This window comes from Flavobacterium taihuense (genome assembly GCF_019351435.1).
Taxonomy (GTDB): Bacteria; Bacteroidota; Bacteroidia; order Flavobacteriales; family Flavobacteriaceae; genus Flavobacterium; species Flavobacterium taihuense.
Window position 1 is genome coordinate 73,638 of record NZ_JAHWYN010000011.1, and the last position, 14,567, is coordinate 88,204.

Below are 14,567 nucleotides of genomic sequence, written 5' to 3' on the forward strand. Positions count from 1 at the left end.
GTAGAGATGCATTTCGGTGTATTTCTACTAAATAATAAATGAAAAACCGAGCTAGCAGTAGCTCGGTTTTTTTGTGTTTTAAAGTCAAGTATGTACAGTTTTTTTTGTAATATTACTATACAAATTATTTTATGAGAAAGATTAAATATAAGAAAGGCAAACGACTACAGCCTTATACACTAGAGTATACTGGTTTGCACAGAAATAAAGAGATTGAAATGCAATTGTTTGTTTATGATGATTGTACGGTTAATGAATATGAGAATGGTACTATTGCTAACTTGGAAAAGCACATAGATTTAACTAAAATAAATTGGTTAAATATTCACGGATTGAGTGATGTTGATTTGCTTAAAGAAATAGCAAGCCATTTTAAAATAGACAATTTTATGTTGGCTGATATCTTGAATACCACCAGAAGAACCAAACTTGAGGAGGAACACGACGTCTTATTTTTCAACATTAAATCCATGCTTCCTTCAGAAACCACAGATGATATCAGAGTGGAGCAGATAAGTTTTTTATTAAAAAAAGGAATCTTGATTTCTTTTCAAGAAAAGCGAAGTGATTTTTTTACTCACATTCGTGAGCGCATCCGAACCAATTCAGGAATCGTACGAAATAAGAAGGCCGATTATTTATTATATATTTTGTTGGATGCCATTATTGGTAATTTTTATATAACTATAGAAAATGAGGAAGACAAAATAGAAGATTTGATTAATCTCACCAAAAATAGTGCAGATCCTATTATTTTGGAAAGAATTGAAAAGCACAGGGATAATTTCAATTTCCTGAAGCGTTCCATTATACCACTTCGGGACTCATTATATGATATCAAAAGCATCAAAGAGGATGATGTATTCAATGAAATTGATTCTGAAAATTTTAGTTTTTTTACGCGTTTGCATCAAAAATGCTTAGAACTTTTGGAACAAATAGAATCCGATATGGGATCTCTGGAAAGTGCATCCAATTTCTTTTTTGCGGCTCAAACTCATAAGATGAATGAGATTATGAAGACGCTGACTATTATTTCGGTAATATTCATACCGCTTACTTTTATTGTTGGGGTTTATGGGATGAATTTTGATAATATGCCCGAATTGAGATATGAGAATGGATATTATCTGGTAGTGAGTTTTATGTTTTTGGTAGTACTTGGGATGGTTTTTTATTTTAAAAGACGAAGATGGTTTTGATTATTGTTGGGTAAATAACAGTTTATTATTTAAAACTGATTTTGGTCATATTTAAAAGATAATTAAAGGTATAATTTTGTGTAAAATTGATAAGTGATTAAATTTTTAAAATTATAAATATGAAGAAAGCTATATATATCGCAACGATTGAAGAGAATTGCGGGAAAACGATAATTACCTTGGGATTATTGAGAATGCTTTTAGGGAAGACTGCAAAAGTGGGCTACTTTAGGCCTGTTATTGAAGATTATGAAGAAGGGAAAAAGGATACTCATATCGAGATGGTTATATCCTATTTTGATTTAGATATTGAATATAATGATGCTTATGCTATTACAAAAAGCAAATTAATCAAGAAAAAAAATAATGGAAAACTAGGTGAAGTTGTTGATTTGATTATTGAAAAATACAAACAATTAGAAGACCGTTTTGATTTCATTTTGGTTGAAGGAACGAGCTTTACTGGAGAAGGAACAGTTATTGAATTGGATATGAATGTTCTGATTGCCAAAAATTTAGGAATTCCTACCATAATTGTTGGTTCTGGAGAAGGCAAAACACTTGAGGAACTAATCGATAATTTAAATTTAGCTTATAATTCTTTTAAGCTAAAAGAAGTTGAAGTATTAGCGGTAATTGCCAATAAAGTGCAACCCGAAAATTTAGAATTGGTAACAACTGGATTGAAGAAGAATATGCCCGAATCGATTCTCATCAATTCCATTCCATTGATTAGCAGTTTGCACAATCCAACGATACATGAAATTGTAGAGGTTTTGGGGGCCAAAATATTATTTGGACATGAATATTTAAATAATCAAACGGGGAGTTACAGTATTGGGGCCATGCAATTGTGCAACTATTTACTGCATCTTAGGGAAAATGGACTTATTATTACTCCAGGAGATAGAGCAGACATCATTCTTGGGGCATTACAGGCAAATGAGTCCGCAAATTACCCATCGGTTTCCGGGATTGTGTTGACTGGAAATATAATTCCTGAAGATAGTATTTTGAAATTAATAGAAGGACTTTCTTCTGTAGTTCCAATCATTACTGTAGAAGGGGGGACTTATCATATTGCCAATCAAATCGGAAACATTAAGTCAAAAATTTATGCCAATAATATTCAAAAAATTGAGACTTCCATCAGTACGTTCGATAAGTATGTTGATTTAGATGTTCTAATTGACAAGTTTAATGCTTTTGAAGCGGAAGGAATGACGCCTAAAATGTTTCAATACAACTTGGTGAAGAGAGCCAAAGCCCATAGAAAACATATTGTTTTACCAGAAGGGAATGATGAAAGAATTATCATAGCAGCGTCTCGTTTACAAGCTATGGATGTAGTTGATATTTCTATTATTGGTAATAAAAAACAGATTGAAAGCAAAGTAGCTGAATTAGGTTTAGATTTTGATTTTTCTATAGTGCCGATTATTAATCCGATAGAATCTGATAATTATGAGGATTATGTAAATACCTATTACGAGTTGCGCAAAGCCAAAAATGTTACTCTTGGGATGGCGAGGGATTTAATGGAAGATGTATCTTATTTTGGTACAATGATGGTATACAAAGGTCATGCTGACGGAATGGTTTCTGGTGCAGCACATACAACTCAGCATACCATTTTACCGGCTTTGCAATTCATAAAAACTAAACCGAACTGCTCCGTAGTATCATCTATATTTTTTATGTGTTTGGAAGACCGTGTTTCTATTTTTGGTGATTGTGCCATAAATCCGAATCCTACCGCAGAGCAATTAGCTGAAATCGCGATATCATCTGCAGATTCTAGTACCGCTTTTGGAATAGAACCTAAAATAGCTATGCTTTCTTATTCTTCTGGATCTTCTGGAAAAGGGGACGAAGTAGATAAAGTAAGGACTGCGACAGAAATAGTTAAACAAAAACGACCTGATCTTAAAATCGAAGGGCCAATTCAATACGATGCCGCTGTAGATATGGAAGTTGGTCAGAGTAAAATGCCTAATTCTGAAGTTGCTGGACAGGCAAGCGTTTTGATTTTTCCTGATCTGAATACAGGTAACAATACGTATAAAGCGGTTCAAAGAGAAACAGGAGCATTAGCCATTGGACCAATGTTACAAGGTTTGAATAAACCGGTAAACGATTTAAGTCGAGGCTGCACAGTAGATGATATTATTAACACCGTCGTGATTACGGCAATTCAAGCACAAGGATTATAATATGAAAATAGTAATTATAAACTCAGGAAGTTCCTCTATTAAATATCAATTGATTGATATGCCTGCCAATGAAGTAATTTGTAGCGGAATGATTGATAGAATAGGTTTAGAATCGTCAAATTTTAGTTATGTAACCAATACAGTAAAAGTTGAGGAAACGTTGCCAATTCCCAATCATAAAATTGGACTGCAAAAGATTTCCCAATTGTTAATGGATGAAAAAGTTGGGGTTATCGAAAGTACTTTGGAAATTGATGCTGTCGGTCATCGTGTGGTGCATGGCGGCAGTAATTTTTCGAATACAGTAACCATTACGACCGAAGTAAAAGACAAGATACGACAGCTTTCAGATTTGGCACCTTTACACAATCCCGCCAATTTAGAGGGGATAAACGTTGCTGAAGAAATTTTTAGCACAGCAAAACAAGTGGCTGTTTTTGATACGGCTTTTCATCAAACAATTCCGGTTGTGGCGCACAAATATGCAATACCGAATTTTCTTTTGACCGAAAATAAAATCCGTGTTTATGGTTTTCACGGGACAAGTCATAAATATGTTTCAGAAAAAGCAATTCATTATTTGAATGAAAATAATAACGGAAAATCATCCAAAATTATTACCATACATCTAGGAAACGGATGCAGTATGACCGCGATTAAAGATGGAAAAAGTGTTGATCATACATTGGGATTCGCTCCCATGAACGGTCTAATTATGGGCACTCGAAGTGGTGACATAGATCAGTCAGTAATATTCCATATGGTTAATTCGTTGGGTTATTCATTGGAAGCAGTAAATAATTTGCTGCAAAAGCAAAGCGGAATGCTTGGTCTTACAGGATATAGCGACTTACGGGATATTGAATCCAATGCCGAAAATGGAAATACCGATTGCCAATTGGCTTTGGATATGAATGCCTATCGCATTAAGAAATTTATAGGTTCTTATGCAGCTGTTTTAAATGGCTTGGATGCTATTATTTTTACAGCAGGAATTGGAGAGAATTCTTCCTATATTAGAAAATTAGTGTGTTCCGAAATGGATTATTTTGGGTTAGAATTGGATCAGAAAAAAAACGAAATTCGTTCCAAAGAAATGAGAGAAATCAGTACTACTAAGTCAAGAACAAAAATTTTGGTAATTCCTACCAATGAAGAAATAGAAATAGCCAATCAAGTATATGAATTGCTATTGAGTTAAAATATTTTTTTTTCATCAAAAAGCTTCTGTATTCAGAGGCTTTTTTTTATGGTTTTTATTGAACAAATGTGATTATATTTGATAAAAAATCTTCACGTTTTGAAATCTAAATTACTCCATATACTTTTTTTCGGTCTTTTGTCATTGCAACTGTCGGCCCAGGAATTGCTTCCTTTTGTCGAAAATTATAACAAATCTAATTACCAGGGTGATAACCAGATTTGGAATGTAGCTCAAGGACATGATAATGCCATGTATTTTGCCAATAATTACTATTTTTTGCGATATGATGGCGTAAAATGGGAAAAATATACTTTACCCAATAAAACAATTATTCGTTCCATCATGGTCGATGGAGATAGAATCTATTCGGGTTCCTATCAAGAATTTGGTTATTGGTTCCGCAAAGATGCCAAGATGCATTATGTTTCTATTACAAAAGGGAAAAAGATTTTTGATGCAAATGACAATGAAGAAATCTGGAAGATTTTCAAGTTTAATAACAAAATTTACTTTCAGTCATTTAATAGTATTTTCGTTTTTGACGGAAAAGTGATAAAGGGAAAAAAGATTCCTTTTTTGATTTCATATTGTTTTGTTGTTGACCATCAGTTATTGATTGCTTCAGTTGGGAAAGGGATTTATAGGTGGACTAATGGAAAAATCGAGAAAGTAGATGGACTCTCTCTTTTAAAAAATAATGTAATTCATGCGATTCAAAAATACCAAGACAAAATCTATTTTTTCACCAAAAAGAATGGTGTTTATGTACTTGAAAATAATATTTTGAGTCCTTGGAAAAATGGTTTAAATGACATTTTGAAATCGGCTAATATTAATATCGCCCAATTCATCAAAAACAATAAATTGATTATTGGCACAGCAAACAAAGGAGTTTACGTGCTGGATTTAAATGATGGTTCCTATAAAAATATTAATCGGAATAATGTTCTGATGAATAACTCAATTTTGAGTATTGGTCAGGATAAAGACAATGATTTGTGGTTAGGACTCGATAATGGAATAGCCCATATTGAGGTCAATTCCCCTATTTCAATATTTTATGACAGCTCTGGGATTTTGGGCTCGGTGTATTCTGTCGCGAGTATTCCAAGTGGTTATTTAATGGCTTCCAATCACGGTATTTTTAAATATGAAGGAAAGCAGCTTTCACTAATTCCGAATACGCAAGGCCAAGCCTGGAACATCAGTAAAATAAATAATCAATACCTTATAGGTCACAATGAAGGAACTTTTATTTATCAAAATGGTTTGTTTACTAGATTGAGTGATATTAACGGAGGTTGGAATTTGGCCAAAAGCAGTATTAATAATTCATATTTGCAGGCAACTTACAGTGGCGTTGTTATTTACAATAATACTAATGATTTAAAACAAAAAAATGCAATAAAAGGAATACTGAAACCAATCAAATATCTTGCGCAAAACGGGAAAAATGAAATTTGGGCTGCTGATAATAATAGAGGTTTGTATCGCATTCTGTATAATGATGACTACGTGACTACCAAAGTTGATAATGTCACTCAACGCAGTAAAATAAGCAATGACTTTGGAGTTAAGATATTTGAATTCCGAAATGAAATTCTTTTTTTGATTGACAATTCTTGGTATACTTTTAATTCCATTACTAATCAATTGGAAGCCAATGAACTGTTTAATGTTAATTTCAAAAATGTTACCGACATTGTTTCTATAGATGAGGATCATTTTATGGTGCTCCAGGACGGGCTTTTGTATCATATTTATGCTCAGGGAACTAAATTCATTAGGAATAGTATTCAGGAGAAGTATTACAAAGGAAAGATCATTAACGACAATTTGAAAGTATTCAAGGATAAAAATAATTATCTATTAAATCTGGATGATGGTTTTATTACACTTGAATTAAAATACGATACTAAGAAAAAAGCAAATGTAAAGGTAGAAGCTTTTAATAACGATGTTTTGGTTGGAAATAATTCTAAAATTGAAAACAATTCTGAACTTAGAATAAACGTAATATCCGGAATTTATGGGGCAAGAAAACCGGATTTGTTTTACAGAATTAACGATACTAAAGGATTTATCCCAATCAAAGAAGGTTTGATTCTTTTAAACAATCTTGCTAGTGGTTCTTATGATATCACTATTTTTAGCAATGATGGTTTGAATTATAATAAAATTTCCAATTTCCAATTTGTTGTAGCCAAAGCATGGTATTTTTCAATTTGGATGATATTTATATATCTGATTTTGGTTGGGCTTATTCTGTATCTTTATTATAAATGGAATAAAATGAAATACATTCAGAAGCTTAAATTGCAAAAAGAAGAATTAAAGCATCAAAAGGAAATTCTGGAAATGGAATTGAAAGCCGAAAATGAATTGAATGTACAGGAATATGAAAAGCATATTTTGGAATTGGAGTTGCAATCAAAATCTTCTGAAGTGGCAGGTAAATCACTTTCTATAGCCAAGCAAAGTGAAATGATTGAAAACATTCAAAATATCTTGGATACCGAATCCGATTTTAATAAACTTAAAAGTGAGATCAAAAAAGCCATAAAAATTAATGCAGTTAATAAACACGAATGGGAAGTTTTTGAAGCCAATCTAAATCAAATCAATAATGAATTCATTATTGCCCTTTCTAAGAAATATCCAAATCTGACTCCAAAGGATATTAAGCTGTGTGTGTACTTAAAAATGAATCTTTCTTCCAAAGAAATAGCCCCAATGATGAATATTTCTTTCAGGGGAGTAGAGTTACATCGTTATCGTTTAAGAAAGAAATTGAACCTTTCTCAAGAAGAAAACCTTTCGAAGTTTTTATTATCTGTATAAAAAAGCGTATTTTTTTACTAATAATTTACTTTTTATGTTGTTTTATTACGGAATAACAACACATCATCACTACATCATCACTCTATGCTGTAGTACTTCATTGCCTTTATAAGGTATTGTTAAATAAGGATTTATAGGTCAATTATCATGCTTTGATGTATTCGTGTAGTAGTGACGTTTTGGTTACTACAACGTTGTATTGAACTAATTTAGCTGCACTAACTTAAACGTTTAACAAACCTATGAGAAATTTTATTTTTAGCTTTTTAGCACTCATTCTACTTCCAGCCTATATGTCTGGTCAAGTAATCAAAGGAAAAGTATCGGATCAGAATGGAATGGGAATTCCAGGAGCATTTGTTGTTGTGGGAAATTCTAGTGTTTTTACCTACTCTGATTTTGATGGAAGTTTTAGTATCAATGCCAAAGTAGGCGAGATATTAAAAATTAGTTTAGTCGGTTTTGACGCTATATCTGTAGCTGCTACTTCAGAACCTATGATGATAACTATGAAGGAATCCAAAGACACTGCATTGAAAGAAGTGGTTGTTATTGGGTATGGAACCGCAAAGAAAAGAGATTTAACGGGTTCTATTGTTAGAATTGACGCAAAGCAACTAGCAGACAAACCTAATGCAAATCCGATAGTTTCTGTACAAGGTAAAGTAGCTGGATTGTCTATTGTAAACTCCGGAAAACCTGGTGAAGATCCAGATGTTAGAATACGTGGTACCGTAAGTAGATATCAAACCAAACCTTTGTATGTAGTGGATGGAATATTTTGCGACGATATCAAATTTATGAATGCTTCTGATATTGAATCGATGGAAGTTTTAAAAGATCCATCTTCTTTGGCAATTTTTGGTGTTCGTGGTGCAAATGGCGTAATCATTGTAACATCCAAAAAAGCAAAAAATGGTAAAACTACTATCAACTATAATACTTCTGTTGGTTTCAAAAATGTTGGAGATACTCCATCTTTGACAAACGGGGATCAATTCAAAACATTGTTTGATGAACAAAGAAGCAATCAAGGTCTTGCTCCTTACGCATACTACAATAAATTTAATGTAAATACCAATTGGATTAATGAAATAAATAATGACAATGCCAAAGTGATTACCAATAACTTGAGTATTTCTAACGGGACAGAAAAAAACAAGTTCTATATGGGTGTTGGTTTTATTGAAGATGAAGGTCTTATTGATTATGAAAAATATAAAAAATTCACTTTTAATGTCAATAATGAAACCCAATTATCAGAATCAATTAAAGTTGGAGTAGCCATGAACGGATATCAATCTTCACTTCCTCAGCTTCATAATTTTGAAAGTGCTTTAAGAGCTACGCCTATCGTTTCTCCTCGAAATGCAGATGGAATGTACAATCAATTGCCATTGGAAATTGGAGCAGCGCAAATTGGAAATCCACTTGCAGAAGTTGAAGGTAAAAAACACACTCAATTGAATGAAGAATCTAAGTTTATTGCTAATGTTTTCTTAGAAATAAAAATTATTGATGGTTTAAAATTTAGAGGGTCTTATTTGTCAGACAATAGCTATAGTAAAGGAAGAGGATACAACCCCGTTTTTGATGTATTTGTAAGCGAGACAGATCAAATTACCTCTTATGGAGGAAATAATCTTACTAGTGTGAATGAATTTAAAAACAATTTTAATAAATCCCAGCAAGATTATAATTTGACATATAACAAAACTTTTGGCAAACATGATTTTACGCTTTTGGCGGGATATAATAGATTAGAAGAAACTTTTGAAGGAATGAGTGGTACCGTAAATCAATTTGTTGGCGGAGAGCCAATTCCTTATGATAAAAGATGGTGGTATCTAAATGTTTATCCTTATGGTGATCCAACCACGCGTTTTGCTAATTCAGATCAATGGGATAGAGCTAGTGTATCTTATTTAGGGCGTATTTTGTACAACTACGATGGAAAATATACCTTAAATGCTTCGTACCGTCGTGATGGTTCATCAGAACTTAGTAACGAAAACCGTTTCCAAAATTTCTGGTCTATTGGAGCCGCTTGGGATGTAGCTAAAGAAGATTTCATGAAAGATCAAAAAATATTTGACCAATTGAAAGTCAAAGGTTCTTATGGTGTATTAGGAAATCAATTTTCTTCAATTCATTACCCTTCTTATCCTGCTTATACAACTGGTAGTTCTGCCATTTTTGGAGAATCGGTTGTACCTGCTTACGTGCTGGCTTACAGAAACAATCCAAATTTGAAATGGGAAACAGTAACTTCTTATGAAATGGGTATCGAAATGAAACTTTTGGAAAACAGATTGAGTTTTGAAACTGCTTACTTTGACAAAACGACTAAAGATTTATTGACATTTGTTGACCTTGGTAGTGAGAAGTTTTATACCAATGCAGGAGAAATTGAAAATAGAGGATTTGAGTTTACTGCTGCATGGAATGATAAAATAAATGATAATTTCAGTTATTCAATTAGTGGTAATGCTACTACTTTAAAAAACGAAGTGAAATCAGTTTATGAGCCAGGATTCCAAGTTTTTGAGGGGCCGTCAATACTTACGGCTGGCGCTCCTATTGGTTCATTTTATGGATACGTAGTCGAAGGGGTTTATCAATCTTATGCAGATGTATTGAATTCTGCTCCAAGCTCTTTGGGTGATTATGGTCCAGGTGATTTGAAATACAAAGATATAAATGGTGACGGTAAGTTAAATACAGAAGACAGAACGGAAATTGGTAATCCAACACCAGACGTGATGTATGGTTTTTCTATGAGTGCAACTTACAAACAATTTTCATTGTCACTTGATTTTCAAGGTGTTTATGGTAACGAAATTTACAGAGATTGGGGGAATGGTTCAACTTTTGCACAGTTCAATTATAGAACAGAACGATTGGACAGATGGACAGGAGCAGGAACTTCAAATTGGGAACCAAGGCTTAATGATGGTTCGGGTTACAACAAATTGGCTTCTACTTATATGATTGAAGATGGTAGCTATCTTAGACTTAGAAACGTACAATTTGCTTACGACTTTAGTAGCGATTTACTAGCTAAAACTTTTATTCAAAGTTTAAGATTATACTTAAACGCTCAAAATCCAATTACTTGGGCGCATAATTCGGGATTCACTCCAGAAGCAGGAGGTTCTCCTATTTCATTTGGAAAAGATACAGGGGGATATCCTCTGCCAGCTGTTACATCTATTGGTTTAAACGTGACTTTTTAATATTAAAAATTGAATAAAAATGAGAAATTTTAAATCTATACTATATATATCGCTACTGGCTGTAGTTTCATTACCTACTTTAAATTCGTGTAATGATGATGAGTTTTTGGATAGAAAACCATTAGGAACAGCAGTAGAAGGAGATTTACCTGCAGGAGGTTTTGAAGAGAAAGCCTTTGGTTTATATGGTAAATTGAGAACACAAGGAGGAATTACAGATTGGGACAGATACTGGTTTCAAAATATTCGTTCCGATGATGCCATGAAAGGAAGTACACCAGGAGATGCATCTGCTAGAGGAAACATAATGGATGGATTTGTTTATTCTCCTACTGAATTTGCTTCAAATTGGGACGGTCATTTTAGCTTAATTTATGCTTGTAATGATTTGATTGCTGATGTTGATGATTCAGGGAAAACAGATTCAGGAAGTATTATCAACAAAGCCGAAGCCATGGCCATTAGAGGGTTTGCTTATTTTGAATTGCGCAGAGATTATGGTGAAGTACCTATCATTTTGAAACGAATAGTTACACCAAGCGACGGTATCAAAGCAAAGTCTACTATAGCTGAAGTTGATGCACAAATTATAAGTGACTTGAAATTTGCTGCTGATAAATTACCAATTAGTTGGCCTGCTTATCCAGGAAGAGCCACCAGTGGTTTTGCTAATTCAATAATGGCCAAACTTTATTTGTACCAAAGTAATTGGGCAAAATCACTTGAAAAAGCTGAAGTTGTAATCAATTCTGGGCAATATGCTTTGTACAATTCGTATGAAACTTTGTTCAAAGAACAAGGCGACAATTGTATTGAGTCCATTTTTGAGGTTCAGTTTCTAAGACAAGCAGGTGTAAATTATTCGAACAATTATTTTGAATCACAAGGTATTCGTGGTTCTGGAGATTGGGATTTGGGTTGGGGATTCAATGTTCCTACTCAGAATTTAGTTGATGCTTATGAAACCGGCGATCCCCGCAAGAACTCGACTATCCTTTTTGAAGGGCAAGATGATGGATATGGCACGACTATTCCAACAGGATTGGCTCAACCCTATTGGAACAAAAAAGCCTATTCTACTCCGAGTTATAGAGCACTTCAAGGCACTGGAAAAAATCAATGGTTTAATGTGAAAATTATACGTTATGCAGATGTGGTTTTAATAGCTGCAGAAGCTGCAAATGAATTAGGAAATACTACTAAAGCGGCAGATTATGTTAATCAAGTTCGTGCTAGAGCAAGAGGAAATAATGCCGGTGTGCTTCCAAATGTAGTTGCGGGCGCTGGTCTTAAAGCTGCAATAAAACAAGAAAGAAGAGCGGAACTTGCAATGGAAGGAGAAAGATTCTATGACTTAGTTCGTTGGGGAGATGCTCCAACAGTATTAGGTAGTTTAGGATACCAAGACAAAAATAAGTTCTATCCTATTCCTCAAACTGCCATTGATCAATCAGGCGGAGTTTTAAAACAAAATCCCAATTACTAATAACGATTCGATTTAAAAAAATATATAATATGAAAATCAATATATCAATGATTAAGAAAGCTTTCGGAATTGTATTTGTTTCGATTGCGTTTATAGGTTGTCAGGAAATGGACAGACCTACATTGGGAGATTATCCAAAGGATCAAAATCCTGTTGGAGGACCATTAAAATTCTATGTTCCTTTTGATGACAATACAACAGACCCTTTGAAATTTGCTGTAGACAATATTCGTGCAAAGTTTCCTAATGACAATCAATTTACTCAAACAGATGGTATTACTGGAAAAGGGGCTCAAGGACCAGCTGATCATATTCAAAAGTATATAACCTATTCAAAACCAAATGATTTTGCTGCTGAAGCCAAAAGTTTTACGATTGCTTTTTGGGAAAAACACAATGGAGCAACCAAAGGTGCAGAATATCCTTTCAGTCTGCCTTCTTCAAACGGTCACTGGTCTGGAGGAACAATGATGCTTATGTTTGATGGTTCAGAAATTAAATTTGTGATAGTAGATAAAAACATGAGTGATCCTTGGTTTGTATGGAATGAAGCAGGTTTAATGGCAAGTTTGACGGATAACCAATGGCACCATTGCGCATTTGTGTATGATGCAAGCACTTCTGCTTTTACTTTTTACAAAGATGGCGTTGTAGTGAGCACAAAAATGTGGACAGACCACGGAAATGTGAATCTGGACGATTCAAAAGTTGCCGGTTTGCGTATTGGATCTGGACCAGGAAATACACCAAACGACTGGCTTTCTAATAATTGGCTTGGAAGCTTAGACCAGTTCAGAATGTATGCAACTGCTTTAACTGCAATCGAAGTAAATCAACTAGTTACCGGGAAACTTTAATGTGAAGTAGAATATATCTTGCCAAAGCACAATTGCTTTGGCAAGATTTTAAACAAAAACCATGAAGAAAATAAAATTTTTACTAATTCCATCTTTTGTTTTTCTTATCTGCTGTAGTAATAGTGCAATAGACGAAACAACTCCTGTAATACCAACAGCTCCGGTTACAGTTTTGACAGATGAACAAGCAATGGACCAAGTTCAAAAAGATGCCATAAAATATTTTTGGGACTATGCCGAACCCAATTCAAAATTAGGGAGGGAGCGCTATCATACCGATAATCCTGGTTTTGAAGCAAGTAAAGTGACCACAGGAGGTTCTGGTTTTGGACTAATGTCTTTGATTGTTGGAGTAGAAAGAGGTTTTATTCCAAGAGCCGAAGCCGTTACTCGAATGACCACCGCAATGGATTTTCTGGAAAAAGCCGATCGTTTTCACGGAGCTTGGGCACATTGGATGGATGGAAACACAGGACATGCCATTTCTTTTGGGAATAAAGATGACGGTGGAGATATAGTCGAAACTGCTTTCTTATGCCAAGGATTGATTGCCGTTCGAGAGTATTTCAAAAATGGTAATGCCCAAGAAAAAATATTATCTGCCAAAGCGGATAATCTATGGAAAGGTGTAGAATGGAGTTGGTACACAAATGGTGAAAACGCAATGTATTGGCATTGGTCTCCTACCTATCAATGGGAAATGAAATTCAAATTGGAAGGATACAACGAGTGTTTGATTGCTTACATTTTGGGAGCTGCTTCCACAACTCACCCCATTCCTGCTGCAGCTTATCACGAAGGATGGACACGAAATGGAACTATTGCAACTGGAAAAACGCAGTATGGAATTCCATTAGTATTCAAATACAATACCGCTAGCGGAAATGCTGGACCTTTATTTTGGGCTCAATATTCTTACTTAGGATTAGATCCTTCTCAATTATCGGATAAATATGCAAATTATTGGGAATTAACCCAAAATCAGGCAAAAATCATTTACAGCTATTGTGTTGATAATCCTAAAAAATGGAATGGCTATTCTGAAAAATGCTGGGGTCTAACAGCCAGTTATTCCCGGAATTCTGATGGTACAACAGGATATTCTGCCCATGATACCGACAATGATTTAGGTGTAATTACACCAACTGCTGCATTATCTTCTTTTCCGTATACTCCAAAAGAAAGTATGAAGTTTTTGCATTTTTTGTATGATGAAAAGAAAAGTACTTATGTTGGAATTGCAGGTCCTTATGATGCTTTTTCTCCTCAATTTAATTGGGTTACACCACGTTATTTGGCGATAGATCAAGGAACCATAGCTCCTATGATTGAAAATCATCGTACTGGTTTGATATGGAAATTGTTTATGAATGCTCCCGAGGTTAAACAAGGTTTGTTGAATCTTGGTTTTCATTCTGGAAAATATGGGTTTTAAGTTAAAAGATATATAATAATAAATTAATTGAAATTTTAAGCCTTATATAATGCACAAGTATTCTTAGAACTAAACAGTAATAATAGAGCTGTT

Annotated in this window: 8 protein-coding genes; all 8 read left to right on the forward strand. The window is 34.0% G+C overall.

All coding sequences use genetic code 11. The annotated features are described in order from the left end of the window. Positions 1–131 precede the first annotated feature (131 nt). The 8 genes from corA (at position 132) to KZH69_RS13185 (ending at position 14,474) form a co-directional block, all read left to right on the forward strand. On the forward strand, positions 132–1,202 hold the full coding sequence (gene corA / locus KZH69_RS13150; protein WP_219317933.1) for a magnesium/cobalt transporter CorA: 1,071 nt from the start codon (positions 132–134) through the stop codon (positions 1,200–1,202). Positions 1,203–1,321: 119 nt separating this feature from the next. Beyond that, positions 1,322–3,415 (forward strand): phosphate acetyltransferase, encoded by a 2,094-nt coding sequence (gene pta, locus KZH69_RS13155; RefSeq protein WP_219317934.1) that lies wholly within the window; start codon positions 1,322–1,324, stop codon positions 3,413–3,415. Position 3,416: 1 nt separating this feature from the next. Next, complete coding sequence (locus tag KZH69_RS13160) at positions 3,417–4,616, forward strand: acetate/propionate family kinase (protein ID WP_219317935.1); 1,200 nt, start codon at positions 3,417–3,419, stop codon at positions 4,614–4,616. Positions 4,617–4,715: 99 nt separating this feature from the next. Continuing rightward, the gene (locus KZH69_RS13165) at positions 4,716–7,460 is read left to right on the forward strand and encodes a helix-turn-helix and ligand-binding sensor domain-containing protein (RefSeq protein ID WP_219317936.1); all 2,745 of its coding nucleotides are present in this window, start codon (positions 4,716–4,718) and stop codon (positions 7,458–7,460) included. Between the two features lie 242 nt (positions 7,461–7,702). Further along, entirely contained in the window at positions 7,703–10,696 is a 2,994-nt protein-coding gene (locus KZH69_RS13170; RefSeq protein ID WP_219317937.1) for a SusC/RagA family TonB-linked outer membrane protein, read from the forward strand. A gap of 19 nt (positions 10,697–10,715) precedes the next feature. Continuing rightward, entirely contained in the window at positions 10,716–12,182 is a 1,467-nt protein-coding gene (locus tag KZH69_RS13175; protein WP_219317938.1) for a RagB/SusD family nutrient uptake outer membrane protein, read from the forward strand. A gap of 29 nt (positions 12,183–12,211) precedes the next feature. Beyond that, on the forward strand, positions 12,212–13,039 hold the full coding sequence (locus KZH69_RS13180; protein WP_219317939.1) for a LamG domain-containing protein: 828 nt from the start codon (positions 12,212–12,214) through the stop codon (positions 13,037–13,039). Between the two features lie 61 nt (positions 13,040–13,100). Then, the gene (locus tag KZH69_RS13185) at positions 13,101–14,474 is read left to right on the forward strand and encodes a glucoamylase family protein (RefSeq protein WP_219317940.1); all 1,374 of its coding nucleotides are present in this window, start codon (positions 13,101–13,103) and stop codon (positions 14,472–14,474) included. The last annotated feature ends 93 nt before the right edge of the window (positions 14,475–14,567 follow it).